We start from the raw sequence: 26,506 nt of genomic DNA on the forward strand, positions 1-26,506 counted from the left end.
CTCATATCGGCCGGTTGCGAAGCATCGCGACGAGCAGGCTCGCCATCAGGCGTCCGCGGCTCAGCGGCGCGATGCACAGTCCGGTCAGCGCGTCGCGGAGCGCCCGGCCGCGGCGCTGCGTCCGCCACGCCCATTTTGCGTAATCCGAAAGCATGCCCGCATAGGCATGGCGCCAGAACGCGCCGCGCTTGCCCGGCGGCAGCAGGTGCCGGTTCTTGCGCATCACGGTAATCGCGGCGTTGCGCATCACATCGAGGTTACCGCTCATGCTGTCGGGGCGCTTCAGGATGACCGCGAGGGGGGCCGCGATGCAGGCATAGCCGCCGACCGCCGCGAGCCGCATCCACATGTCGATGTCTTCGAGGCTGTGCAGGCTCTCGTCGAAGCCGCCCGTCCGGTCGAGGGCGTCTCGCCGCGCGAGCACGGCCGATCCGCTACCGGCGACGAACGCATTGACGGCGAAGATCGCCTCGAGCGCGGTGTCCGTGTCGCCGCGGCAACGCCACTCGCCGAGCGCTTCCCCGTCCGGGCCCTCGATCCTTGCCGCGGTCGAGCAGAATGCCAGTTCGGGCCGCGACCGCATCAGGGCGACCTGCCGCTCCAGCTTGTCCGCCAGCCACCAGTCGTCGGCGTCGAGGAACGCAACATAGCGCCCGCGCGCGGCCCGGATGCCGGCGTTGCGCGCGCTGCTCAAGCCGCCATTCGACTTCGACAGCACATGCAGAGCGTCGCCGTAGCGGGACAGCACGGCGCCGGTGCCGTCGGTGCTGCCGTCGTCGACGACGATCAGCTCGAAGTCGCGGAAACGCTGCGCGAAGACGCTTTCGACCGCGCGGGCGATGCACCAGGCGGCGTTGTACGCGGGGATCACGACACTGACCGTTTGGGCTTCAGTCATTCGGGTCGTAGCCCAGTTCGCGCATCATCGGCGCAATCATCGGCAGGATCCTTTCGATGGCCTGCGGGTTGTGCGCCTTCCATTTATGCTTCTTGGGCGCACCCTTGACGATACTTGTCGGCCGGCTCGCGAGGCTGGCGCAGCGCTCCGTCATGGACGTGTCGAAGGGTACGTCGAGGCGCTCGAAGAGGTCGCGAAACATGTCGACCGGGCGCTCGAAGAGGTCTTCGTAGCGCAGCACGATCCACTGCTGCGGCGGGATCGCGCGCGCCGCGTCGAGCGCGAGGCGGTTCGCCGTGAGCCATTGATACGCGCACACTTCCTCGAGGCTCGCGCGGTTGTGGTCGCGCCAGCCCGGCGGCAGGAAGAAATGCCATTCGCGGAACTCGCCGGCATTGATCGCAACCGGCTCCGGCGACGGGCCGAAAAACTGTTCAAGGCCGAAGCCGCCGTCGCTGCGGCCGAGGCGCCAGCCGTCGATCATCGAGCTGACGTTGTCGCGGCCGTCGCGCTGGATGAACACGAATTTCGCGTGCGGGAACAGCGCATGCAGATACCCGACCCGCAGCGTGTTGATGCAGGTCTTGTCGAGCACTGGCCCGGCCCCGAGGCGCGCATAGAAGTGCGCGAGCGCGCGGTCGCGGTGCTGCGGCTGGGCATCGACGACGACGGCCGCTTCCGACGCCCAGCCGTTCGTCAGCGGACCATGCAGACTGTTCCAGAACTGCGGGATTTCGTAATCGAAATGCAGGAAATGGCCGGATGCCGCGATCGTCTCGAATGTCACCGTCGTCCCCGAGCGCGAACAGCCGATGACGAATACCGGGTCGGGCATGTCCGGCTGCAGCACGGTGAAGGCCGCTTCGCGCACCCGATGGCGGGCCGCGGTGAGGTTCTTGGCGCGGATTTCCGGGTCGGCGAGTTTGGCGAGTTTGTCGAACATGAGGCGACCTGTTTAGCGAATCACCCCAGGGTTTCGAGGTAGAGGTGCTCCAGCTTTTGCACGGGAGCCTGGATGAACGATTTTTCGACGGCCTGGTAGGCTCGCTCGCCCAGCGCGGCCCGCTCGGCCGGGTGGTCGATCAGCTGCCGAATGTGGCGCACCAATGCTGCAAAATCGTCACGCTCGAAGAGCAGCCCGTTGACCCCGTCCTGGATGATCTCCGGGGTGCCGCCGGTGCGGCTGGCGATGATCGGCTTTCTTGCCGCCGCTGACTCGAACAGCACCATCGCGCAAGGTTCTTCCCACTGCGAGGGCATCACCAGGATGTCGGCGCTGGCGTAGATGTTCTCCGGGTCGGAACGAAAGCCCACGTAGTTTATCGCCGGGTTGGCGGCGACCGCCGCGTTGAATCGGGCGATAAATTCCGGATCCTTGTCCTTGGTTTCGCCGGCGATCATGAACTTGACTTTCGGGTTGTCGAGTGCCTCGGGCAGCCGCAGAAACATCTCGACGCCCTTGATGCTCTTGATCTGGCCTAGAAAGCCGATGACGATGTCGGACTCGGCAAAGCCGAGTTCCTGGCGGATCGACCGTCCGTGGCCGAAACGTGCCACGTCGGCGATATTGTGCACCACGGAAATCGATTTCCCCCCGAACGGAGTGTGTTCGGCGACGAATCTGGAGACGGCGATGACACCCTGCACAAAGCGGAGGAACGGCGTAACGCTCTTGCTCACAATGTGGTAGTGCACGAGCACCGGTGTGCCGAGGATGCGGGCGGCGATCAGCTCGGGGGGCTTCCAGCCTAGCGAGCCGCCGTTGAGGTGAATCAGATCGACCTTCTGCTCGCGCAGAAATGCTATCGCTTGGAAGACGTCGAGGACGAACTTGAAAGGATTGCCGTTCCAGTCCTGCTTCGGGCGTACGGCCGTCGCGATGCCCAGTTCGGCGAGTTTTTCGAGCAGCTTGCCGGGTTTGGTCACGACCACCAGCGGGTCGAATTTCTGCCGATCGACGCGGACTATGAAATTGAGCAACGCGCGGCTTGCCCCTCCCCAGTCCTCATAGGTTCCCAGGAAATAACAGATACGCCTGCGCATTCAATTTCTCCACGGTCGGGTGTCGGGTCAAGTCTTGCCGCGCTGTCCGTAGCCGACGAGGCAGCCGAGCGCATTCGTCGCGTTCATCGCCTGGCGCAGCGCGCCGGGGCGCTGCGTGACCTGCATGCGCAGGGCGTCGAGGGTCTGGCGCAGGAACTGCGAGACGAGGAACGGCGGAACGCCGAGCACGGTGCGCGGGTAGGCCGGCAACTGATAGCGGCCGCGGCGCAGTCCGGCGCGGTAATGGAGCTTGAGGAAATACCCGCGCTGCAGCCGCCACGGCTCGACGGAGTGCAGCACCGCCATGCCCGGGCAGTAGCGCATCGGGATCTTCCGTTCGAGCAATGTGCGGAACATGATCGCATCCGAGCCGCCGCCGACGACGTTGCCCTTGCGGTCGTAACGCTTGTCGAACCTGAGGTCGGGATCGTCACGGAAGATCTTCATCGCGTAGGCGACGTTCGCGGTCCAGATCGGAGTCGACGTGTCCTCGATCCAGAACGCTTCCTCGCCGTGGTCGACGGCCGCGAGGAAGCCGAGCAGTTCGTCGCCGAGCCACGCGGGGCGCGGGTAATGCGAAAAATCCATTTCCACCCGGCCGCCGGCGCACTGTGCGCCTTCGTCGAGGATTGCACGCGCCGCGGCGTCGAGCAGGCCGGGCAGCGGCGTCTCGTCGTCGTCGATGAACACCATGATGTCGCTGCCGAGCGATTCTTCGATTGCGCGGTTGCGCGCGGCGACGATGCCCTGGGTGGTTTCGGTGACCCAGCGCAGCGTCGGACCGGGTAGTTCTGCGAGGCGCGCGAGCACCTCCTCGGTCGCGTCGTTGCTGTTGTTATTGACGGCGAGGATCTCGAATGGAAGCGGGCAGGCTTGCACGCGCATCGCGGCGACGAGCTTGTCGAGACGATCCGCGCGGTTGTAGGTACAGAAGGCGAATGTCAGCATGATCAGGCGTGTCGACCGTTGAAGAATGATTCTGCCAGTGCCGCGCTGGGCACGGATGTGACGCGTCGCCCGAGCGGATCGGATTGCGGCCCAGCGCCGTTCATGTGCCGCTCCGCGCTTCCTTCGTTTCGAGCGCGCGGATCAGCCGGCGATGCAGCGATTCGGGGAGCAGCGACGGAAGCATGTACTTCCAGTCCTGCGCGGTGCCGTAGCGCTCCTTCATGACCGCGCGAAAGATCGTGCGGGCCGCCTTCAGGTCGCGCTTCCAGTAGCACTCAAAGCCGCGCCTGAGCAATTCGCCGGCCGTCAACTCGCGTATCCGCTCGACCCCGAGCCTGTCCGCGAGAGCCGGATTCGCGTCAAGGAACTTCTGCTGCGCACGCCAGTGATTGAGCGCGATCCGCGCGCGGTTCTTCGTGATCTGTTCACCGGCATGGTGATGATAGTAGGCCAGCACGCGCGGCACCCGGATCAGGCGGTGGACCGTCCCGAGGCGCAGCCACAGGTCATAGTCCATGCACGAACTGAGTCTTTCGTCGAAGCCTCCGCTTACGCGGATCGCTTCTGCAGACGCCAGCGCCGCGTGGATCGGCCAGCGGCAACCGCCGAGCAGCGCCTCGACCTTATGCCCGTCCTCATAGTCGGGCGGCACGAACGGCGTGTCGCGCCCGCCGCCGAGCCCGAGGTTCTGCCAGCCGCAGTAGGCAAGATCGTGGCCGGATGCATTCTGCAGCGCCGCCTGCATCGATTCGAGGAATTCGGGGTGCCAAGTGTCGTCCGCGTCGAGAAACGCGATGTAGTCGCCGCGCGCCTCGCGCAGTGCATGGTTGCGCGCCGCGGCGGCTCCGGCATTCGCTTGGCGGTAACCCCGGATGCGTGGCTCGACGTTCGCGAGGCGCTGCAGTTCGTGCCACGAATTGTCGTTCGACCCGTCATCGACGATGACCAGTTCCCAGTTCCCGAGCGTCTGCGCCAGTACGCTGCCGACGCTGCGCGCGAGGTGTGGCGCGGCGTTGTAGCAGGGCATGACGATGGAAGTCAGCGCGCTCATGTGCGAACCTTTCCTGCCACCAGGCGCCACAGCAGCGGCGTCTTCCCCAGGCATTGATGTAGCGCGCTCGATACGTTCTTCCACGTCAGGGTGGGATATTTGAAGGCGCGGACCAGTTGCTGAATCGGGCCGGGCTGCGTCAGGCGCAACGCGGCGCTGGCGCTGCGTTCATAGCGCACGGCCACGGAGCCGTGTTCTGCGCGACCGGCGCGGGCGCGGATCGCCAGGCCGGGTGCGCCGTTTTCCGTCGTATACAGCCCTTCTTCGCACGCGATGACGCGATAGTTCGCACGTTCGAGCAGGATGCGCAGGGAGTCGACAGTGAAGTAATTGACGTGGGTGACCGGTTCGCTGGGTAGCGGCGCCCCTTTCCATATCTCGAGCGGCACCTCCACATAGAAGATTCCTCCGGGAGCCAAATGATTGCGCAGGGCATCGACGACGCCGTAAGGGGCAGCCAGGTGTTCGAGAACGTGGCTGCAGACGATCAAGTCGAACTTCATCGCTGCCGGTATATCGCTCAGCTGGCTACCGAGATGGCGGATATGCGGGAGCTTCGTCCCCGGATAATCGATCAGATAGCAATGGTGCCCGCGGGTGAGGAATGCCTTCATGAGCCGTCCGTTGCCGCCGCCGAAATCCAGGATCGAGGCGTCCGGAGCAAGCGCGCCACCGACGCGCTCGAAAAGATCCTGCGAGCGCTTGTCATCGCTGAGCAGCGTTTCGGAAATTTCGTGCTGTGTGACGTCGTCGCCGGCAAGAAAGGCATATTTTCGATTGATGTCATGCTCGTCCGGGCGCGGGGCATAACAGATGAAACCGCACTTTTCGCACAGTACCGACGTCAACGTTACGGTCGGTGTGCCGGGAAACCAGACGTTGAACAGGACCTCCAGGCGTTTGCGCGTGTAGGGGGAAAGCTTGGAGGTTTCAACAGTCCGATAGGTTCGTGAACCGACGGTTTTCCAGGAAATCGAGCTGCAAACGGGGCAGCTTGGATTGCTCTGCATTGACGAAACCTCCGCGTATCAGGCCGACTTGCGCGCGAATCGACTTCGCGCGCGGCTGCCGAAATGACTCCATGCCCGCGCCCAGCTGGCGTCGTTGTCGCCGAGATACAACTTGCGGGCGATGCTGCTCGCGGTATCCGTATTGAACACGGTCAGGCGACGCAGGAGATACGGGTTGCCGTCGCGCAATGCCCACCCGGTCCGCGTCGTGCAGGCGCCGCGATAGCCGGCCTGTTCGACCGCTTTGACGCAGTCGCTGTCCCACACCCCATAAGGGTAGGCGAAGCTGGAGATCGCGTTGCCCAGCGCCCCCTCGATTTCCGTTCGTGAGTCGACCAGTTCCGAACGTCGATGAGCTTCGCTTATTTCGGTCAGCCGCACATGGCTGACGGTGTGCGAACCGATTTCCATTCCTGCGGACTGCATCTCGCGCAGTTCCGCGGCGTTGAGGAGACGGCCCGCAGGTCGACCGGTCGCTGGCCAGGAGGGCTCACGGCCTATTGAACCGGAGACCACGAACCATGTAGCACGCATGCCCCGCTGCTGCAGTTCCTCGACCGCAAACAGATTGTCGGCATAACCATCATCGAAGGTAATGACGACGGTGCGGCTTGCCCAATGTTCCGGCGCAGCAATCAACTCCTGCAGCGTAGGGGTTCGCCATCCTTCGGCGGAGAGCAAGTCGAGCTGGGTTCGGAAGCGCTGCAAGGATACCGCCCAGGGCCAACGAGGACTTCCAGCTCCCGGTTCCACGGCGTGATACATCAGCATCGCCGGCCCATGCCAGCCAGCATTGCGGTGCATCAAGGCACTGAGTGGGTCAAGCATCGTTCCGGACACCGGCAACGGGAGTTTTCGTCATTACGCACACCCCGTCGATCGTGTCGAACCAGCGGGAATCCCATCCGGCCTCCTCGCTGGTCCAGGTCTCGACCATTCTCGATTCGGTCGCCCGGCTGGCATCGTCGACGAATATCACTGCGTTGGCGGACAGGCGTTCGCGCAGCAGCGGAAAGGCGGGATATCGGGCGTGCGCCGGGTTGGCCCGCATCTGGGGCGGACCATCGACCAGCAGCAGGTCGATCGGCCCCAACTCGTCGAGGCGGTGTGTCGGGATGTCGTACCAGTCGTAGCTCTGGTTGCCCAGCGTGACCGACTTCAGCGGCGCATCGACGACGGTGACGACATCGGCCAACCCGAGGAGATCGACGTAACGGCGGGTCTGGTCGGCCCACATCGGATCGTGGTCGACCGACAGCAGCCGCCCGCGTCCGTTTTTTCGCAGGATCTGCCCAAGGATCAACGTCGAGGCGCCGGAGCCGAGTTCGAGGACGGCGGCCGGTTTGCGCTCCAGCGTTTCGCGCGCAAGCAAGGCCGCCGAGTCGCCCGTCAAAGCCCATCCGCCGCCGACGGGCAGCGGAAGTTCAAGCGTGTAGGGGGCGAGGCGAACCAGCCCGTGTACGTCGCCGACGTCACGACGGATGCGCTCGATCCGGTTGCGCAGTGTATGCGTCCGGTTGTCGACGAGGCCGGTGACAGCCTGCTTGGTGTTGTGGACGAGGGCGGCGGCGACGGCGCAGGTTGTGAGCACCGGCCACACCGCTTCGAAGGATGTGAGCCCGAGGGCCGCGCCGGCTGCGGTGATCGAGCCTCCCGCAGCGGCAGCGCCGACGCCGAGGAGCAGGCTGCGCGCAAGGTGTTGTTCCATCCCGTAATCCTCATCGATCGCGAATGACCGGTCTTCCCCGGCCTGAGCGTTCGTATGGCAGACACAAGCGCTCGCAGCCATCCGGCCACTGGCGCGACAGACCGGGTTACATCGATTCTTCACGAAGCGGCGAAAGATGCAATACCCGACTTGCGTGATTGATTATGGAACGGTGCTTGATACCAGTCGCAACTTCTGTTTCCAGCGGTGCTGCTCGGAGCCCAGTGACGCAATGGGTAGATAGAGAAAGCAGAGCGCGTAGGTGAGGGCGCCGGTCACCATCACGACTGCGAGATAGGCCGGATTGTTGTCGCGAACCGTGCCGGGCATGTAATGGTCGAGGACGAACAGGACGCTTGCGAGAATGGCGTTCAGCGTTGCGGCGGGGAGCATCGACACCGGCAACTGCTTCCACGTCGCGTTCAGACACTGCGAGGCGAGTCGGTACATATGCAGGGCGTTGTAGATTGTCACGAGCACGAGTGCGCCGGCGATGCCGCGCAGTCCGTATCGCAGTCCGGCGAGGGTTGCGGCGACGGTCAGTGCGAGCACGATGAGCTGTACCACGAGTTCGCGGCCCAGCTGGTTGCGGGCCGCGAGGACGCAGCCGGACAGGTTGGCGATCGTCAGAAACGGCCCCGCGAGCGCGAGTATGGCGAGGGGGGCGGCCGCCTCGGCCCATTTCGTGCCATAGAGCAACGCAATCAGCGGCTCGGCGGTCCAGTAAACGCCGACATAAAGGGGGGTGACGTACACGGCGACGAGGCTCAGGCTGCGGAAGAACAGATAGCGCGATTTGTCCCAGTTAGCCTGCTCTTTCGCCAATGCCCTGAAAAGGACCTGATAGACGGGGCCGGTGATCAAGCCGTGCGGCATTCGCGCGAGGCTGTCAGCCTTGTTGAACAGTCCGACCGGCGCGGCGCCCAGCGTCTTCCCGAGGATGAAATTCGTCGCCTGGTTGCGCAGATAGGTCACGATGTCGTTGATGGAAACGAGGAGGCCGTAACGTGCGACCTTCCTTCCGCGCCGGATGTCGAGGGAAAACCCCGGGCGCCATCCCGAGAGCCGGATCAGCATCGCCATGCTGCACATCGAGCCGGCCAGTCCGCCGATGATCAGGCTCCACACCCCTTGTCCCCGGTACGCCATGCCGATGCTGACCACGCTGGACACCACCAGCGTCGTGATCCTCACGGCGGTTTGCGCCTTGTAGCGCATTTCCCGATGCAGGACGCTGCCGGGCAGGTTGACGAAGGGCCGGAGGATGAAGGACAGCGCGGAGACGCGCAGCAGGTTCGCGTACAGCGGCGTGTCGTACCAACTAGCGAACCAGGGGGCGGCGAAATAGAAAGCCGCGTAGATTGCGCAGCCGATCGCGAGCTGCAGGGTGAACACGATGTCGTAATCCTGTTTCGTCGCTTCGCTGGCGCGGACCAGTGCCTGGCCCATGCCGCCACCGGCGACGAAGCCGGCCAGACCGGTGAATACCTGGATCGTGACCAGCATGCCGAAGTCCTCGGGCGTCAGCAGCCGCGCGAGGATGATCCCGAATGCGAAGGTCAGCACCTGGCTGCCGGTGTTGCCGACGATGAGCCAGAGTGCACCGCGCCGAATGCTGTCACCGAGGGACATGTGCGCTCCGTCCGATGCCGCCGATCGGTGCTCGCAGATCGTGCGCGGGCAAATCGCGGTCCGACGTCATCGCTTCAGGCCGGTGAGGTCGAGCTTCAGCGCCCACACCGTCGGCGCTTCGGAGGGGCCTCCGCTGACCAGCAGGAAGACCTTGTGGCGAGGGTCGTAGGCCATCATGAAATTCATTCCGAGCGCCGGCATGTCGGCGCCGGGCAGACGGAGGTAGCGGTTGGCGTCGGGGTCGTACACGAAAGTACTGTTCGATTTCGGCCGGCGCGCGCGTTCGCGGCCGTTCGGAAGCAACTCGAATTCGGTGTTCCCCGGCACCAGCAGGAAGACACCCTGCTCACGGTCGAACGCGACCGGAAAGTGCTGGGCCCGGGGGCAGGCGTCGCCGTCCGGGGAGCGCTTTTCCCAATGGCCTTCTTCGCCGGGCCGTGCGCCAGGCATGTAAATCCAGACGTCATTGGTATTGCGGTAATCCCCGAATACGGCGAAGTTGCCGCGGCGGCTGTCGTACACCATGTTGTGATGCATTTGGTGGTGGTTTTCCCTGCTCACCTTCACCCACGCAGTTTCGGGGCTGTTCGTGGTTCCGCCTTGGGACAAGAGTTCCCAAATTCCCCAGCGATAGGCAACGGCCACCCTGCGCCGCTCGTCGTACGCCGCCGCGGCGCCGAAGAATTTTGGAGCTGCCTGATCGCTGTCCGGCAGCATCTGCCATTCGCGGCGAGTCTGGCTGTAGAACCACGAGGGGTGGATTTTTGCTGCCGGGGTCTTCTTGCCAATCGGGTTGTGCTCGGGGCGTGCGGCAACGATCAGGCCGTCGCGCTGCGGATCGTAGGCGACTCCCGCGAAGGTGTGCATCGCCCAGGGCAGGCGTCGTTGCCCGCCGGCAATCGCGCGCTCCTTGTCGTCGGCCCGATAGCTCGCCTGGGGCGCCTCGGGGTAATGCGTGACCCAGCGTGCCGTGACGGGGTCGAACTCATGCACCGTGTTGTCCCAGTCCAGGCCGTGCGTGTTCGATCCGAATATCAGCAGGGTGCCGCGCTTGCTGTCGTACGCCATGCCGGCGTGCGCCTGGCGCGACCATTCTTCAACGGCCGGTGTGTGGAGCCTCGTCCAGCGATTCGGGGCGAGGTCGAGGAGCGCAGGGTTGAGGTCGACGGCCTGTGCTTGTGCAGACCCGCCAAACGCGAGGGCAGCCCACGCGACGACGCGACAGGCTTGACGTACGGCGTCGATGACAGCGTGCATCGGAGAGCCTCGAAAACCGGTTCGGGCAAGCAGGAGAGCAAAGCATAACAAAGCTTGCGTCATCGGCGTGCCTGCATTGCCGGCTATTTCCCCGGCGCTCGCGCCCGGGTGCCTTCCGGAATCCCGGCGGCTGCCGTTCCTCACGCTGGTGCGCGTGAAGGTCTCCGGACGACCTGCGTCCGGACAGGTGAGACCGTGGTGCCGGCATGAGGCACTGCGCGCAGCGCTCAGACCAGCACTTCGACCGCTGCGGGGTGGCCCAGGAACGCCTGCGGGCTCGCACTCGCGCCGTACGCGCCGGACTGGAAGATCACGACGAGGTCGCCGGGTTGTGCGACAGGCAGCGGCATGCGGTCGGCGATCAGGTCGAGGGGGGTACAGAGCGGGCCGACGACCGAGGTCGGGATGTCGGCCGAAGCGTCGCAGCGATTGCCGATCGCGACCGGATAATTCTTGCGGATCACCTGGCCGAAATTGCCGGATGCCGACAGGTGATGATGCAGCCCGCCATCGCAGACGAGGAATACGTGCCCGCGCGAGACCTTGCGATCGACGACCCGGCATACGTAAAGGCCGGCTTCGCCGACGAGATAGCGGCCGAGTTCGATCACCAGCGCGGCGCCGGGCAGACCGGTTGCCGCGGCGGCTGCGATCTCGGCGAGGTTTGCGCCGATCGGCGCGAGATCGAGGCGCGTCTCTCCAGGGAAATACGGAATGCCGAAGCCGCCGCCAAGATTCAGCACGCGGATCGGAGCCGGGGCGGAATCGGCCAGGCGCAGCGCGAGCTCGAAGCTCTTCTGTTGCGCCTCGACGATCGCTTCGGCGCGAAGATTCTGCGAACCGGCGAACAGATGGAAGCCCTCGAACGCGAGGCCCAGGCTGCCGATTTCCGCGAGCAGCGCCGGTACCTCTTCGGCGTCGACACCGAACGGCTTCGGTCCGCCACCCATCTTCATGCCCGAACTCTTCAGTTCGAAATCCGGATTGACACGCACGGCCACCCGCGCCGGCCAGCCGAGTCGCGCCGAGATCCCGGCGAGCGCGCGCGCCTCGCGGAAGGATTCGACGTTCAGCAGCACGCCGGCGGCAACCGCCTGGGTGAGTTCCTCGTCGCGCTTGCCGGGCCCGGCGAAGCTGATCCCGGCGGGCGCACAGCCGGCGTCGAGCGCGGTCCGCAGCTCGCCCGCCGATGCGACGTCGAGTCCGTCGACCAATCCGGCCATGTGCCCGACCAGCGCCGGCATCGGATTGGCCTTCACCGCGTAGTGCAACTGGATCGCCGCCGGCAGCGCCTGCCGCAGTTCGGTGACGCGGGCGGACAGCAGTGCGCGGTCGTAGGCATAGAACGGGGTCTGCCCGACGCGTGCCGCGAGCCGCACGAGCGGTACGCCGCCGACCAGGATCTCCCCATCGGTCGCCGCGAACTGGGACATCGGCGCGTGCACCGGAACTGGTCTGGCAAGGGCGGTCATGCGAGGCTCTCCCGGCTACCCTCAAATTCGGCCGCGAGCAACTTTCGGTCGATCTTGCCGTTCGGGTTGCGTGGCAGCGCGCCGTCGCGCGCTTCGATCCGTGTCGGCACCATGTAGGCCGGCATGCGCCGGCGGCATTCGGCGAGCAGCGCAGCAGTGTCGAGCGTGGTGCCGGGCGCCGGTGTCGTGACGACGCATATCGTCTGGCCGAGCGTCGGGTGGGGCAGGCCGAAGGCGGTGCATTCGCCAACCATCGCCGTCGAATAAAGGATCTCCTCGACTTCGGTCGGGCTGACGCGGTAGCCAGAGGTCTTGATCATTTCGTCGCGCCGGCCGATGAAGTACAGGAAACCTTCTTCGTCACGGCGCACGGTGTCGCCGGAGAACACCGCGATTTCAGGCATCACCAGTCCGGACTCGCGACCGGCGATGCCCGCGGGTAGCGGTTTGTAGCGCTCGGCAGTCCTCTCCGGATCGTTCCAATAGCCTAGCGCGACGAGTGCGCCGCGCTGCACGAGTTCGCCGGGTTCGTTCGGTGCGCATTCGCTGCCGTCTTCCCTCAGCACGAGCACTTCGGCGTTCGGGATCGCCTTGCCGATCGAGTCGGGGCGGCGGTCGACCTCCTCGGGCGTGAGGTAGGTCGCGCGGAACGCCTCGGTCAGGCCGTACATCAGGAAGGGGCGGGCGCGCGGCAGCTTTGCCCGCAGCGTCTTCAGCGCTTCGAGCGGCATGCGCCCACCGGTGTTCGCGATGTAGCGCAGATGCTCGCCGACCGTCTCCGGCCAGTCGAGCGCGGCAAGCTGGATCCACAACGGCGGCACCGCGGTCAGGCCGGTGACGCGTTCGCGCACCACCGCGTTCAGCACGTCGCGCGGCAGCAGGTAGTTGATCAGCACCGCGCGGGCGCCGGCATGAAAGGCGGTCGTGAGCTGCGAAAACCCCGCATCGAACGACAACGGCAACGCCGCGAGCAGGCTGTCGCCGGCGTGGTTGTCGAGGTACCGGGCGACGCTGCGCGCGCCGACGACGAGGTTGCGATGCGAGAGCACCACGCCCTTGGGGCGTCCGGTGCTGCCCGACGTGTAGAGGATCGCGGCGATATCGGTGTCGATGATGCGGTGACCGGCCCGCCTCGCGACGTCGTTCAGATCGCTCCAGCAGTGGGCGCTCGCACCGCTCAACGCGGGCAATTCCACCGGATCGTCGACGAGCACGACCTGGCGCAAGTCGTGGCAGGTGGCCAGCGCAGGCTGCAACAGTGCAAGACGTTCGGCGCTGGTCACCAGTATGCGCACGTTGCAGTCGCGTAGGATGTGGCCGACCTGCTCGGCCTTCAGCAGCGGGTTCAGCGGCACGAAGGCGCCGCCAGCAGCGGCTGTGCCGAAGGCCGCGACAACGAATTCGATGCGTTTGTCCAGATAGATGCCGACCCGTTCGGCGCGCGCAAGACCGAGCTGGACCACGCCAGCGGCGAAGGCCCGGCAGCGCTTGTCCAGGTCCGCATAGGAAAGGCTTTGCTTGCCGCCGGTGAGCGCGATGTCGTCGCCGGAACGCTCGGTCGAGGCGAAAATCAGTTCGTGAAGCAGGTCGGTGGAATTCATGACGCTCGGGGGGCCGATCCGCAGCAGGTCATCCGCGAAGCCGGCCGCGTATCGGCTTCGGCTCATCGCGGACCGCATCGATCGTACAGGGAACCGTGAGGCAGCAAGTATAATGCGCGTTTTCCGGTGGTGACCGATCGGTCGGAGCGCCGGCGGTCATTGGCACGCAAAGGAGTGCTCGCGTTGAAGATCCAGGAAGAAGTGGTGTCGCTGCTTGATGAGGTGTTGAGCCTGAATGGCCGCGGATTGCGGTTTGATGCCGATACGCCACTGCTCGGGAGCGTACCGGAACTCGATTCCATGGCGGTGCTCGCGGTGATCCATGCAATCGAGGAGCGCTTCGGCATCGAGGTGCCGGACGACGAGGTCGATGGAACTTCGTTCGCGACCGTTGGCACCGTGGTCGAATTCGTCACGCGTCTGTCCGGCAAATGGCGCCATCAACCGCTAGAGCCCTAGCCACCGGCCGATGATGTTGCGCTGCATCTCGGACGTGCCCGAATAGATCGTGCTGCCCACTGCGTCACGCAGGGCGCGCTCGACCTCGTACTCGACCATATAGCCATAGCCGCCGTGCACATGGACCGTCTCGAGCGCGGTCTTCAGCAGGGATTCGCTGACCATCAGCTTCGCGATCGCGGCATCCAGCGAAGCGTTCCGGAGGTTTTCGAGACGCCAGGCTGCGCGGTAGGCGAGCAGCCGTGCGGCTTCGAGTTGAACCTTCATGTCGGCAATCTTGTGCGCTATGGCCTGAAACTTTCCGATCGCTTGCCCGAACTGATTGCGCGTGCGCGCGTAAGAAATCGAAGTCTCGAGAAGGCGCTCGATGGTTCCGACATGGCTGGCGACAAGCAGGCAGCGCTCCCAGTCCATCGCCGTGGAAAAAACGGCGGAACCGCCGCCAACCTGACCGAGCACGGCGGAAGGCGGAACGTACATGTCCGTGAACACGAGCTCTCCGACTGGCGAAGTACGCAGCCCCAGCTTCTCGAACTTCTGGCCGGCGGAAAAGCCGGGCGTATCGCTTTCGATGAGGAACGCGGTCACACCGCCGTGAAAGCCCTTGGCCGGCTCGGTGACTGCGAACACCACCGCAACGTCGGCGACAGGGCCGTTCGAAATGAAGGTCTTGCTGCCGTTGATGCGCCAGCCGTCTCGGTCGCGTTCGGCGCGCGTGCGCATCGAAAAGGAATCCGAGCCTGAGTCCGGTTCGGTGATCGCGTGGGCGCCGATCAGCGTTCCGTCGCATAGTCCCGGCAGGTAACGGCGCTTCTGTTCCTCGCTGCCGTGGCGCCACACCGGGACGACACATGCGAGCAGATGAGCGCACAGCGAAAACACCAGTCCGCCATCCCTGCAGCCGTAGCCCAGCGCCTCCAGCACCATCGCGCAGGACAGCGCATCGAGTGCGGTCCCGCCATACGCTTCGGGCACGGGCAGGCCCTGAATGCCGACCTTGGCGCATTCTTGCCACAGATCACGGGAAAAGACCTGCTCGCGATCGCGTTCGACGACGTGCGCATTGAGCGAAGCGCGGGCGAACTTGATGGTGTTCTCGCGCAGGAGCTTCTGCTCGTCCGAATAGGCGAAGTCCATCAGCTCAACCCCTTCAGTTGCTGGTAGTCGGTCTTGTCGGTCGAGGTTTTCGGCAACGCTTCCAGCCACGTGAAACGGTCGGGAATCATGTACAGCGGAATCCGCGCGGCGCAGAAGCGCTTGAGCTCGATCAGCGACGCCTTGTCCGCCCCCTTGCTGCTCAGGAAAGCGGTGATCCGCACGCCCGCCTCGGCGTCGGGCACCGCAACGACGGCGACCTCCTTGACCAGTGGATGCTGATACAGCCCCGCCTCGATTTCGCCGAGTTCGACCCGGTAGCCGCGCCGCTTGACCATCCGGTCACGCCGGCCACGGTAGATATGGTTGCCGTCGGCCGCTTCGACGACGATATCACCGGTTCGGTACCATCGGGTTCCGTCGTCATCGACGAGGAAACCTTCCGCGGTCCGTTCCGGCAACGACCAGTAGCCCTGCATCACGCCGCTGCCGGTAATGCACAGTTCTCCCTCGTCACCCGGCTTCACCGGCGCGTTGTGCTCGTCGACCACCTTGCCGCGCAGGTGCTCGCACACCTTGCCGATGGGATAGGGCGAAGTCCGCTCGTCAGGCACCGGCGGAACAAGCTCGTAGTAGGTGCAGACGTTGGTCTCGGTCGGGCCGTAGAGGTTGAAATAGCGGGGCTTCGGCAGCTGCGAACACAGCGTCCGGAGATGCTTGACCGGAAACACCTCGCCCGCGAACAGGACGAGGCGCAGCGCGGAGCAGTCATGGCGTGCGAGATCGCCGAATTGCGCCATCAGACTCAAGATCGACGGCGCCGAGTACCAGATGCTGATTCTTTCCTCGGCGATCAGCCTGGCCAGGTGCAGCGCATCCTTGCCTCGTTCCTCCGGGATCAGCACGAGCGTCGCGCCGTGCTTGAGCGCGACGTGGATGTCGAGGATCGAGAGGTCGAAGTGCAGCGGCGCGTGAGACGAGAAGCGGTCGTCCGGCTGCGGTTCGAACACCGCCGAACACCAGTCGACGAAACTCACCGCGTTTTCGTGCGAGAGCATCACCCCCTTCGGCTTCCCCGTCGAGCCCGACGTATAGAGGATGTAGGCTAGATCTTCCGGCTGCGACATCACGTTCTTCGCTGCCGCCGCCGGACGCTGCGCCTGCGCTTCATCCAGCAGGCGGGCGAGCGGATCGCCTCCTCCCGTCCCGTCGAGCAGCAGCAAGGGCGGCGGTTCGCCGAGTGCGAAAAATTCGGTGGAGAAGCGATCCTCGAGGCGCTTCTCCATCACGATCGCCCGCACCGCGCAGTTGTGCATGATGTAGGCGTTACGGGCGGGCGGCGCGTCGGGATCGACCGGCACGTAGGCGGCACCTGCCTTGAGGATGCCGTAGATCGCAGCGACGGCGTCGATCGACTTGCGCAGATAGATGCCGACCCGATCGCCGGCTCGCACGCCGACGGCGGCGAGCCGGTCACGCAATCGGTCGGACAAGCCGTCGAGCGCCGCATAGCTGATCGACCCGTGCTCAGGCTCGACGACTGCCGTGCGCGACGGATGGAGGGCGGCCGCGTCGCAGAGGAATTGGTGCAGCGGACGTGGGTTCGGCATGTCGCGCTACCTCACCTTGGATGCGAGCAGACTCGCAATGCTGCGGATCGTGTCGAGGTGCTCCTTGTCCGCCTCGTGCGCCTCGATCACGATGCCGTACTGCTCCTCGAAGTGCAGGACCAGTTTGAGCGTGGCGATCGAATCGAGGATGCCGCCGCTGATCAGCGGCAGGTCCTCTGTCAGCTCGTCCGGATTCTCGCCCGGCAGGAACTCCTCGAGGATGTAGCGTTTGACGGCCTTGCTGAAGTCAACACCTGTTTCCATCGCTGCCCTCGCTATCGAGTCAATCAGTGCCCCTCGGGCCGGAAAATGGCCGCGCGCTTTTCTGCCAAACCATTGAAGAGTCGTTCCGCGATCAGCTGGTGACCGGGCACGTTCGGGTGATCATCCCACTCGGCCAACCTGATCTCGTTGATGTTTCGCCCCTTGTAGACATCCTCGAGGTTGATCACGACGAAGCCCGCCGCTTCGGCGATGGCGACTGCCTCCGGCGTTTCTTCCTCCCATGCGCCTTCGCGCACCTGTGGCACGAAGATCCACACCGGCACGCTGCCGTGTTTTTGCGACTCCTCCGCGATGCGTCCGTAGACGTACGTGAGCACATCGCGGCCGTATGGCGTCAGTCGCTTGCGCGCCTCACTCTCGTCCATGCCGGCTGTAACGCCCGCCTTGGCCGAGATATTTCGCAGACCTTCATAGGGAATGTCGATCGCCTTATGGCTGACTTCCGCGAGGTAGGCGACCGCGCGTGTGATTTCGCGTCCGGTCGCGACAAAAAAGATCGCATGCGGCGCGAAGGCAAAGGCCTTTTCCGTGATCACCAATTGTTGCGGCGGGCAATATCCCGGCACCCCCATATTGAGCAGCTCATACTTGTCGAACGCTTCGTCGGCCCATTCCCGGTTCAACCTGTTCTCCACCAGTGCCTCGAACGTCTGGCCGTCGCCCACCCCCCAGCCCATGACGGAGGAGGCGCCCAACACGGCCGCACGAAAGGTGCGGGGAGCAGGTTGTGCTTCGTAATCCCGATCGCGCATGCCGTATGCGTTGGTGGTGATCGTGCCGTGCTTGGTGGTCCGGACGAAGGACGGAATCAGTTCAGTCTGCGCGAATCCGCCGACGAAGCGCTTGAGGTTGGTGGTCTCGACATCCAGCCAGTTCTTCGGCTTGTTCATGTATACCTCCCACAGCTGGGAGTTGAAGCGGTCGACCGACAGGAGGTTCTCGTAGTAGCCCCGCTCCAGTTTCGCGGTATCGAGTCGGCTGAGCTGTCCGGAGCGCACCGAATGCACGAAGGTGCCGAAATCCATGCCGATCTGCGAGTGCAGCCCTTCCACGCTGACTGCAATGAGCGCGCACAGGGACGCTACGGTAACCAGCCTGCTCCTCATCCAGGAGCGATCATCCTGGGCCGAGGCCCGCACGTTTCGCACCGACTCGCGCGGAATGGAACCGACCACGATGACCGCAAGCACGATGGACGGATACAGCAGCAGTTCGGCGGTATATTCCCCACCGAGCGCCGACCACAGCGAGAACCACGCGTCGAGCGACTCGGTGGTCCAGAATGACCACAGCACGCAGATGAACCAGAACGTCGCATAGGTCCTGAGCACCAGCACCGCGGTCGTGCGCCACGTGCGCACCGGCGTGCCGAGGCTGCGCGGACGGCCGTGCTTCATCTCGTACAGCGAATTCGCGACCACCAGCACGCCGAGGATGCCCCAGAACAGCATGTCCTGCGGGACGAGAAGCAGCGAACCGCGCAGCCAGAACCACTGGTAGGCATGCAGGAACCACGTCATCAGAAAGACGTACAACGTCGCGACGACGAGCGCCTTCTCGGTACCCAGCTTACGCAGCTTGAACACCGCCGGGTAATAGAAGACCTTCTGCATGAACTCCTTCCAGTAGATGTTGATGCGCCGCCAGAAGTCCGTGAAGCTCGAAGCCAACAGGTAGCGGTTGTGCGTCTCGGGCAGGCGGAAGCCGAACAGGTAGAGCATGCCGATGATCAGGTGGAACAGGCCGGATACCCGCAGGTACAGCAGGAAGTTGGCCACCAGGTACTGGATCAGCTCGGCCGGGTTGCCGACCTCATGCGGGGCGAGCGTCAGGTAGTAGTAGACGATGCGGTACAGGATCAGATGGATCACCCCGCGCACCATCCAGTCGATGCCGACCTGGTAGATGCGGTAGGCGTCGTCATCGAAGTAGTTGCGGCGGAAGGTCTTGTAGTCGATCACCGGGAAAAGCGGAAAGCACGCGTTCGGCAGCATGAAGAAGTACGCGAGCGACTGCGCCGGGGTGGTCGGCGTCTTGTCATGGCGCAGATCGTAGAAATAGACGATCAGGCGGAACATGAACATCGCGCCGAGAATCGGCCAGATCGCGTCCGACCACGGGAACGGCAGGTGGCCGGCGCGCTGCAGCGCGAGAACGCCTGCGACGCCGAGCAGCAATGCTCCCCGCGACGCGAATGAGATGGGCAGATGGCAGATGCCGACCAACACGAGCCCGATCGCGACGAGCCACGCCGCATTCACGCCCCCCATGACGACGCCGATGCCTGCCAGGCTGAGCGCCACGAAGAAAGGCAAGCGCATGCGCAAGGGCAGCCAGGCGTGGATCGCGAAACCGGCGAAGGCGAGCATCGCGAGCCGCAGGAACGCGGCCGATTCGATCTGGAACTGGCGCAGCAGCAACAGCAGAAGGGCTAACTGGGCGATGACGCCCAGATAGTTGACCAAACCGATCTGGCCCTTTTGCGCATCACTTTCAAGGGGACCGGACGCCCTGCCAACAACCGCCGTCAAGCTCATCAGCGTCTCCACTTCGAGTCATCGGCTATCCAACGGCGCGACCATCGTGTTCCAGACTACGGCGTGTCGGACAGGCTCATTTTGTTCATGTCATTCTAGGAACAGCCGTTTGAATTACTCAAGGGGCTTTATCGTGAGATGCATTTTCGTTACATTTGAGCGCTCTCCGCGAACGCAGTGAACGTGGGGGTCGTTCCATTTCAGAATGGAAAGAACACCGGCACCAGCAGCAGCACGACGGCCGAATAGGTCAGGCTGACCGGCACGCCGGCCTTGAAGAAGTCAGTGACGCGGTAGCGCCCCGGCGACATCACCATCAGGTGCGTCTGATAGCCGAACGGAACCAGGAAGCCCGCGCTCGCGCCGTAGGCCACTGCCATCACGAAGGGCATCGGATCGACGTCGAACGCGCGTGCGGTCGATAACGCGATCGGAAAGGCGAGGGCGGCGGCGGCGTTGTTCGTGATCACCTCGGTCAGTGCCAGCGTGATCAGATAGACGCCGATGAACGCGCCGGTCACGCCGTAACCGTCGAAGGCGCTGCGCATCGTGTGCGCGACCAGCTGCGCGGCGCCGGAGGATTCCAGCGCGGTGGCGATCGTCAGCGCGGAGCCGATGATCAGCAGCAGCTCGAACGGAAACCGCCGGCGCATCTCGTTGATCGTCAGCATGCGGGTGGCGAGCAGCACTGCGAGCAGCGCGAGCAGGCCATTGAGCAACGGCCAGACGTCGAGTGCCGACAGCGCGATCGCCAGTGCAAAACCCGACAATGCGATCCGGCTCTGGTTGCTGGTGAGCTTTGGCCGCAGCAGACCGCCATTGAGCAGGTGAAAGTTGCGGTCGATATTGCGGTGCTGTGCGAAGTCGGCGCCGACGGCAAGCAGCAGGCAGTCGCCGACGCGTAGCGGGATGCGCCCGAGCTGGCCGGCGAGGCGTTTGTCGCCGCGACGGATGCCGACGACGCCGGCGTCGAACTGCGAACGGAAATCGACGTCGCGCAGCGTGCGGTTCGGCAGCATCGACTCGTTCGAGATCACGACCTCGATGAGGTTCGAGCCGAGCAGCGTATCCGCGCGGGTGCCGAACACGTGCAGACCGGAGAACTGCTGCAGCGCCTGGACTTTCTCGATCTCGCCGGTGAACACGAGGACGTCGCCTTCGCGCAATGTTTCGTCCGGCCCGACCGGCGAAATCAGCCGGCCGTCGCGTTCGATTTCGAGCAGGAACAGCCCGTCGAGGCTGCGCAGGCGATTTTGCTCGATGCTCTTGCCGGCAAGAGGTGAGCCGGCGGTGACCTGTGCTTCGAGAAAATACGCCTGGCGGTTCTCGTTCGATGCTGCCTCATGGGCCGGTAACAGCCGCGATCCGAGCACCATCACCGCGATGCAGGCGAGCGCGACGGGTACGCCGACGGCGGTGAACTGGAACATCCCGAGCGGCGGCAGGCCCGCATCGATGACGAAGGAATTGACGACCAGATTCGTCGAGGTGCCGACCAGCGTCGTGATCCCGCCGAGAATCGCGGCGTACGACAGCGGAATCAGCAGTTTCGACGCGGGAAGATGGCGTTGCCGGGAGATCACGCCGAGCAGTGCGCCGACGACGGCGGTATTGTTCAGGAAAGCCGACACCACTGTGGTGACGACCGACAGCCGCAGGATCGCCAGCGACGGACGCCCCTTGAGGACCACGCCGGCAAAGCGATCGAGTAACGGCGATCGCTCGAGCGCGAGCGATACCAGCAGCAGCACGATCAGCGTCACCAGCGCCGGATTCGAGTAACTCGTCAACCACTTGCGCTCGTCGACGAGGCCCGTCAGATAGTAGCCGGCCGCCCAGATGGTGAACAGCACAGCGGGCGACGTCCGTCCGCGAATCAGCAGGGCGAACAGGGCGACGATCGACAGGAGGACGACGTAGGCGCTCATGCGGTAACGCGCGAAGTGGCAGGGGCTGCGGCAGCGGGTCAGGCCGGGCGGTCGGCGAATCCGGTCGCGACGAAGTGCGGGTTGGCGAAGTCGGGTTTGCCGTAGTGCAGCGGGCGGCCGTCTAACTGGCTGACACGGCCTCCCGCCGCCGCAAGCACGGCGTGACCGGCGGCGATGTCCCACTCCATCGTCCGTCCGAGCCGCGGATAGAGGTCGGCTTCGGCCGCCGCGATGAGGCAGAGCTTCAGCGACGAGCCGGCGCTGATCTGCTTGGCGACCCGGCGTCCGGCAAGGAAAGCGTCGAGCGCGGCAGCATCGCCGTGCGAACGGCTGGCGACGACGGTGAGTCCCTCGTCCGGCGGCAGGCGGCAGCGGATCGGGCGGCGACCGCGGTCGTCCTCGATAAAGGCCCCGGCGCCGGCGCCGCCGGCATAGAGCCGTCCGAGCGCCGGGGCCAGCACGACGCCGAGCACCGGCTGCCTGGCCTCGACCAGCGCGATGTTTACGGTGAATTCGCCGTTGCGACGAATGAACTCCTTCGTCCCGTCGAGCGGATCGACGAGCCAGAAGCGCTCGCCGACTTCCGGAATTCTGCCCGCAGCGACAGCCTCCTCGGCAACCACCGGGATTTCCGGCGTCAGCGCCGCGAGCCCGGCGAGAATGACCGCCTCGGCCCGCTCATCCGCTTCGGTGACGGGCGATGCGTCGCCCTTGCCGCGGACTTCAAAATCGGTCATATAGATGGCCATCACGACGTCGCCCGCCTGACGCGCCAGCGGGATCAGCGTCTCCAGCAGTTCGCGGTGGGAAAGGGAAGTGGACACAACGGCGCTCCTGACGATTGCTAAACTCCGCACTGAAGTCATTGTAGGCACATTTGTATGACGCTGGCGCCGGTACAAGGAATGTAGTTTCCGGTCATTCCGGTCATCAAGAGGATGTCGATGTCACTTACCCATCTGCAGCGGCTCGAAGCCGAAAGCATCCACATCATGCGGGAGGTCGTCGCCGAGGCCGACAACCCGGTGATGCTCTACTCGATCGGCAAGGACAGCGCGGTGATGCTGCACCTGGCGATGAGGGCCTTCTATCCGGCCAAACCGCCGTTTCCGCTGCTGCACGTCGATACACGCTGGAAATTCCGCGACATGTACGCGTTTCGCGACCGCATGGTCAGCACGCTCGGACTCGATCTGATCGTCCATGTCAACCCCGAGGGTATCGAGAAGGACATCAACCCCTTCACGCACGGCTCGGCGATCCACACCGACATCATGAAGACAGAGGGACTCAAGCAGGCGTTGGACAAATACGGTTTCGATGCCGCGTTCGGCGGTGCGCGGCGCGACGAGGAGAAGTCCCGCGCCAAGGAACGCATCTTCTCGTTCCGTACCGCGCAGCATCGCTGGGATCCGAAGAGCCAGCGCCCGGAACTGTGGAAGCTCTACAACGCGCGCAAGCATAAGGGCGAGTCGATGCGGGTGTTCCCACTGTCGAATTGGACCGAACTCGATATCTGGCAATACATTCATCTCGAGAACGTGCCGATCGTGCCGCTGTACTATGCCGCCGAACGCCCGGTAGTGATGCGCGACAGCGCGCTGATCATGGTCGACGACGAGCGCATGCCGCTCAAGCCCGGCGAGGTGCCGATGATGAAGAAGGTGCGCTTTCGCACGCTCGGCTGCTATCCGCTGACCGGTGCCGTCGAGTCGGACGCCGACACTCTGCCGGCGATCATCCAGGAGATGCTGCTGACGAAAACGTCGGAGCGTCAGGGTCGGGTCATCGACCATGATTCGGCTGCGTCGATGGAAAAGAAGAAGCAGGAGGGGTATTTCTGATGTGCCCCCACGCTCACATTCGTTCGCGGGGGGCCGGCTTTGCACAGCCGGCCCGTTCGGCGGGCGCGAAGCGATGCTTCGCGAATTCCCCGCCTAACCCCCCCACGGGGGCTGAGGCCTCCCTTGGGGCGGCCCTGCGGGAGACCTTCTGATGGCCCACATCTCCGATCTCATCGCCACCGATATCGAGCAGTATCTGCAGGCGCACGAGAAGAAACGCCTGCTGCGCTTCATCACCTGCGGCAGCGTCGACGACGGCAAGAGCACCTTGATCGGCCGCCTGCTGTTCGAGTCGAAGATGCTGTTCGAGGATCAGCTCGCCGCGGTCGCAGCGGATTCGAAGAAATACGGCACGCAGGGCGAAGCGCTCGATTTCGCGCTGCTCGTCGACGGCCTCGCCGCCGAGCGCGAGCAGGGCATCACGATCGACGTCGCCTACCGCTTCTTTTCGACCGACAAGCGCAAGTTCATCGTCGCCGACACGCCTGGCCACGAGCAGTACACGCGCAACATGGTGACCGGCGCCTCGACCGCCGACGCCGCCGTGCTGATGGTTGATGCGCGCAAGGGCGTGCTGACGCAGACGCGCCGGCACAGCTACCTCGCGTCGCTGCTCGGCATCCGTCACATCATCGTCGCGATCAATAAGATGGATCTCGTCGATTACTCGGAGAAAACTTTCCGCCGGATCGTCGATGACTATCGCGCGTTCGCGTCGCAGATCGGCCTCGAGGACGTCACTTTCATCCCGATGTCGGCGTTCAGGGGCGATAACATCACCGCGCCGAGCGACAACATGCCGTGGTATCACGGCACGACGCTGATGGACTATCTCGAAACCGTCGAGATCGACGAGGACCGGCTGCAGAAGCAGCCTTTCCGCCTGCCGGTGCAGTGGGTGAACCGTCCGAACCTCGACTTTCGCGGCTTCGCCGGCACGATCGCCGGCGGGGTCATCAAACCCGGTGAGCGCATCCGTGTGCAGCCGTCCGGCCGGGAAAGCACGGTCGCGCGCATCGTCGTCCAGGAGGGCGATCTTGAGCAGGCGGTGGCCGGGCAGTCGATCACGCTGACGCTCGCCGACGAAATCGATATCTCCCGCGGCGATGTGATCTCGGCGGCGTCGTCACCGGCCGGTTCGGCCGATCAGTTTGAAACGACGCTGGTGTGGATGCATGACGAACCGCTGCTGCCCGGTCGCCCCTATCTGCTCAAGATCGGCGCCAAGACCGTGACAGCTACGGTGACCCATATCAAGTACCAGGTGAACGTCAACACCATGGAGCACATTGCCGCGAAGACGCTTGAACTCAACGCGATCGGCGTGTGCAACCTCAACCTCGACCGTCCGATCGCGTTCGACCCGTACGCCGAGAACCGTGACACTGGCGGCTTCATCCTGATCGACCGGCTCGGCAACAACACGGTCGGCGCCGGGCTGATCCACTTCGCGTTGCGCCGTAGCCAGAACATCCACATGCAGCATGTCGATGTCGATAAGGCAGCGCGGGCGGCCCTGAAGCACCAGAAACCCTGTGTTCTGTGGTTTACCGGACTGTCCGGGGCGGGCAAGTCGGCGATCGCGAACCTGGTCGAGAAAAGGCTGCACGCGCTGGGACGCCATACCTACCTGCTCGACGGCGACAACGTACGACATGGTCTGAACAAGGATCTGGGCTTTACCGACGCGGACCGCGTCGAGAACATCCGCCGGGTCGCCGAGGTGGCGAGGCTGATGGTCGATGCCGGCCTGATCGTGATCACCGCCTTCATCTCGCCATTCCGCGCGGAGCGGGAGATGGCGCGCAGTTTGCTCGGGTCGGACGAGTTCATCGAGGTGTTCATCGATACGCCGCTCGAAATCGCCGAGCAGCGGGACGTCAAGGGTCTCTATAAGAAGGCTCGGTGCGGCGAGCTGAAGAACTTCACCGGCATCGATTCGCCGTACGAGGTGCCGGAGAACGCCGAAATCCGCATCGATACGACCTTGCTCGGCGCCAACGAGGCGGCCGACTACCTGGTGCTGGAACTTCAACGCCGGGGCGGTCTGTCCGGGTAGGTTCAGTGGAGCGGGGACGGACTGCCGGGCGACGATCCCGCCCGGCAGTCCGAGGAAACCCCTACTTGCTCTTGATCATCGTCCCGACGCCGTGGTCGGTAAGGATTTCGAGCAGCAGGCAGTGTTCGACGCGACCGTCGATGATATGCACCGATTTCACGCCGTTACGAGCCGCGTCGAGCGCCGAACTGATCTTCGGCAGCATGCCGCCCGACAACGTGCCGTCCGTGACCAGGTCGTCGATCTGGCGCGGTGTCAGGCCGGTCAACAGGTTGCCTGCTTTGTCGAGGACGCCGGGCGTGTTCGTCAGCAGCACGAGCTTCTCGGCCTTCAGGATCTCGGCGAGCTTGCCGGCGACGACGTCGGCGTTGATGTTGTAGGTCTCGCCCGCTTCGCCGACGCCGATCGGGGCGATCACCGGGATGAAGTCGCCCTGGTCGAGGAAGGCGATCAGGCTCGGGTCGATCTTCGTGATCTCGCCGACCTGGCCGACGTCCACGACGTCCCCCGGTGCTGCGTCTTCCTTCTGCATCAGCAGCTTCTTCGCGCGGATGAAGCTTGCGTCTTTGCCGGTCAGGCCGACGGCCTTGCCGCCGTGCTGGTTGATGAGGCTGACGATCTCCTTGTTCACCTGGCCGCCGAGCACCATCTCGACGACTTCCATCGTCTCGGCGTCGGTGACGCGCATGCCCTGGATGAACTCGCCCTTCTTGCCGACGCGCGCGAGCAGGGTTTCGATCTGCGGCCCGCCGCCGTGCACCACGACCGGATTCAGGCCGACGAGCTTGAGCAGCACGACGTCGCGCGCGAAGCAGTCCTTCAGGTGCGGGTCGGTCATCGCGTTGCCGCCGTACTTGATGACGACTGTCTTGTCGAAGAAGCGCTTGATGTACGGTAGCGCCTCGGCGAGGATTTCGGCCTTGCGGGCGGGCGTGACGTCGGTGGGGGCTGGGGGCTGGGGCATTGAGGGTTCCTGGCGGTAGACTCGCGCCATTCTAAAGAGTCGCGCCATAAAGCAGAAGCCGCAGCCCCTCGACGAGGGAGTGCGGCTTCATCGTGCGGGGATGGC

The 26,506-nt window shown here is 64.4% G+C and carries 22 protein-coding genes; 3 read left to right on the forward strand and 19 right to left on the reverse strand.

Annotation, left to right across the window (positions count from 1 at the left end; translation table 11 throughout):
• Position 1 precedes the first annotated feature (1 nt).
• The 12 genes from pbN1_RS13775 to pbN1_RS13830 form a co-directional block, all read right to left on the reverse strand.
• Positions 2–898 carry a glycosyltransferase family 2 protein gene (locus pbN1_RS13775; protein WP_169203111.1) on the reverse strand — a complete coding sequence of 299 codons (897 nt, stop codon included), beginning with the start codon at positions 896–898 and terminating at the stop codon, positions 2–4.
• The gene (locus pbN1_RS13780; RefSeq protein ID WP_169203112.1) at positions 891–1,841 is read right to left on the reverse strand and encodes a sulfotransferase family protein; all 951 of its coding nucleotides are present in this window, start codon (positions 1,839–1,841) and stop codon (positions 891–893) included. The genes pbN1_RS13775 and pbN1_RS13780 overlap by 8 nt, the downstream gene beginning before the upstream one ends.
• Before the next feature lie 20 nt (positions 1,842–1,861).
• The gene (locus pbN1_RS13785; RefSeq protein WP_169203113.1) at positions 1,862–2,941 is read right to left on the reverse strand and encodes a glycosyltransferase family 4 protein; all 1,080 of its coding nucleotides are present in this window, start codon (positions 2,939–2,941) and stop codon (positions 1,862–1,864) included.
• 27 nt (positions 2,942–2,968) lie between these two features.
• The gene (locus tag pbN1_RS13790) at positions 2,969–3,889 is read right to left on the reverse strand and encodes a glycosyltransferase family 2 protein (RefSeq protein WP_211161485.1); all 921 of its coding nucleotides are present in this window, start codon (positions 3,887–3,889) and stop codon (positions 2,969–2,971) included.
• Between the two features lie 100 nt (positions 3,890–3,989).
• Complete coding sequence (locus pbN1_RS13795) at positions 3,990–4,940, reverse strand: glycosyltransferase family 2 protein (protein WP_169203114.1); 951 nt, start codon at positions 4,938–4,940, stop codon at positions 3,990–3,992.
• A complete protein-coding gene (locus tag pbN1_RS13800; RefSeq protein WP_169203115.1) occupies positions 4,937–5,950 on the reverse strand; it encodes a class I SAM-dependent methyltransferase in 1,014 nt (337 codons plus the stop codon). The genes pbN1_RS13795 and pbN1_RS13800 overlap by 4 nt, the downstream gene beginning before the upstream one ends.
• 18 nt (positions 5,951–5,968) lie before the next feature.
• Positions 5,969–6,778: a polysaccharide deacetylase family protein gene (locus pbN1_RS13805; RefSeq protein ID WP_169203116.1), complete on the reverse strand. Its 810-nt coding sequence runs from the start codon at positions 6,776–6,778 to the stop codon at positions 5,969–5,971.
• Complete coding sequence (locus pbN1_RS13810) at positions 6,771–7,658, reverse strand: class I SAM-dependent methyltransferase (protein ID WP_169203117.1); 888 nt, start codon at positions 7,656–7,658, stop codon at positions 6,771–6,773. The genes pbN1_RS13805 and pbN1_RS13810 overlap by 8 nt, the downstream gene beginning before the upstream one ends.
• 162 nt (positions 7,659–7,820) lie before the next feature.
• Positions 7,821–9,290 carry a lipopolysaccharide biosynthesis protein gene (locus pbN1_RS13815; protein ID WP_169203118.1) on the reverse strand — a complete coding sequence of 490 codons (1,470 nt, stop codon included), beginning with the start codon at positions 9,288–9,290 and terminating at the stop codon, positions 7,821–7,823.
• Positions 9,291–9,356: 66 nt separating this feature from the next.
• Positions 9,357–10,610, reverse strand: a complete 1,254-nt coding sequence (locus pbN1_RS13820) for a Kelch repeat-containing protein (protein WP_169203119.1) — start codon at positions 10,608–10,610, stop codon at positions 9,357–9,359.
• Between the two features lie 164 nt (positions 10,611–10,774).
• Positions 10,775–12,019 carry a pyridoxal-dependent decarboxylase, exosortase A system-associated gene (locus pbN1_RS13825; RefSeq protein WP_210147506.1) on the reverse strand — a complete coding sequence of 415 codons (1,245 nt, stop codon included), beginning with the start codon at positions 12,017–12,019 and terminating at the stop codon, positions 10,775–10,777.
• Positions 12,016–13,620, reverse strand: a complete 1,605-nt coding sequence (locus pbN1_RS13830; RefSeq protein ID WP_169203132.1) for an acyl-CoA ligase (AMP-forming), exosortase A system-associated — start codon at positions 13,618–13,620, stop codon at positions 12,016–12,018. The genes pbN1_RS13825 and pbN1_RS13830 overlap by 4 nt, the downstream gene beginning before the upstream one ends.
• Before the next feature lie 183 nt (positions 13,621–13,803).
• Between pbN1_RS13830 and pbN1_RS13835 the strand changes: the two genes are divergently transcribed.
• Complete coding sequence (locus tag pbN1_RS13835) at positions 13,804–14,079, forward strand: acyl carrier protein (RefSeq protein ID WP_210147507.1); 276 nt, start codon at positions 13,804–13,806, stop codon at positions 14,077–14,079.
• On the opposite strand, the gene pbN1_RS13840 is transcribed toward pbN1_RS13835, so the two are convergent.
• From pbN1_RS13840 to cysQ, 6 genes are all read right to left on the reverse strand, one after another.
• On the reverse strand, positions 14,068–15,216 hold the full coding sequence (locus pbN1_RS13840) for an acyl-CoA dehydrogenase family protein (protein WP_169203121.1): 1,149 nt from the start codon (positions 15,214–15,216) through the stop codon (positions 14,068–14,070). The two genes, pbN1_RS13835 and pbN1_RS13840, sit on opposite strands and share 12 nt — an antisense overlap.
• Positions 15,216–16,784 carry an amino acid adenylation domain-containing protein gene (locus pbN1_RS13845; RefSeq protein WP_169203122.1) on the reverse strand — a complete coding sequence of 523 codons (1,569 nt, stop codon included), beginning with the start codon at positions 16,782–16,784 and terminating at the stop codon, positions 15,216–15,218. Before pbN1_RS13845 ends, pbN1_RS13840 begins: the two co-directional genes overlap by 1 nt.
• Before the next feature lie 6 nt (positions 16,785–16,790).
• Complete coding sequence (locus tag pbN1_RS13850; RefSeq protein WP_169203123.1) at positions 16,791–17,048, reverse strand: acyl carrier protein; 258 nt, start codon at positions 17,046–17,048, stop codon at positions 16,791–16,793.
• A 23-nt stretch (positions 17,049–17,071) separates the two neighbouring features.
• Positions 17,072–19,606 (reverse strand): MBOAT family O-acyltransferase, encoded by a 2,535-nt coding sequence (locus pbN1_RS13855; protein ID WP_169203124.1) that lies wholly within the window; start codon positions 19,604–19,606, stop codon positions 17,072–17,074.
• Between the two features lie 200 nt (positions 19,607–19,806).
• The gene (locus pbN1_RS13860) at positions 19,807–21,534 is read right to left on the reverse strand and encodes an SLC13 family permease (RefSeq protein ID WP_169203125.1); all 1,728 of its coding nucleotides are present in this window, start codon (positions 21,532–21,534) and stop codon (positions 19,807–19,809) included.
• A 38-nt stretch (positions 21,535–21,572) separates the two neighbouring features.
• The gene (cysQ, locus tag pbN1_RS13865; RefSeq protein WP_244856964.1) at positions 21,573–22,358 is read right to left on the reverse strand and encodes a 3'(2'),5'-bisphosphate nucleotidase CysQ; all 786 of its coding nucleotides are present in this window, start codon (positions 22,356–22,358) and stop codon (positions 21,573–21,575) included.
• 120 nt (positions 22,359–22,478) lie between these two features.
• Between cysQ and cysD the strand changes: the two genes are divergently transcribed.
• The gene (cysD, locus tag pbN1_RS13870) at positions 22,479–23,378 is read left to right on the forward strand and encodes a sulfate adenylyltransferase subunit CysD (RefSeq protein ID WP_169203127.1); all 900 of its coding nucleotides are present in this window, start codon (positions 22,479–22,481) and stop codon (positions 23,376–23,378) included.
• A gap of 151 nt (positions 23,379–23,529) precedes the next feature.
• Complete coding sequence (gene cysN, locus pbN1_RS13875) at positions 23,530–25,437, forward strand: sulfate adenylyltransferase subunit CysN (RefSeq protein WP_169203128.1); 1,908 nt, start codon at positions 23,530–23,532, stop codon at positions 25,435–25,437.
• 61 nt (positions 25,438–25,498) lie between these two features.
• On the opposite strand, the gene argB is transcribed toward cysN, so the two are convergent.
• Positions 25,499–26,401, reverse strand: coding sequence for an acetylglutamate kinase (gene argB, locus pbN1_RS13880; protein ID WP_210147509.1), 903 nt, complete (start codon positions 26,399–26,401; stop codon positions 25,499–25,501).
• Between the last annotated feature and the right edge of the window lie 105 nt (positions 26,402–26,506).

The organism is Aromatoleum bremense, assembly GCF_017894365.1.
In the GTDB taxonomy this organism is placed as follows: Bacteria; Pseudomonadota; Gammaproteobacteria; order Burkholderiales; family Rhodocyclaceae; genus Aromatoleum; species Aromatoleum bremense.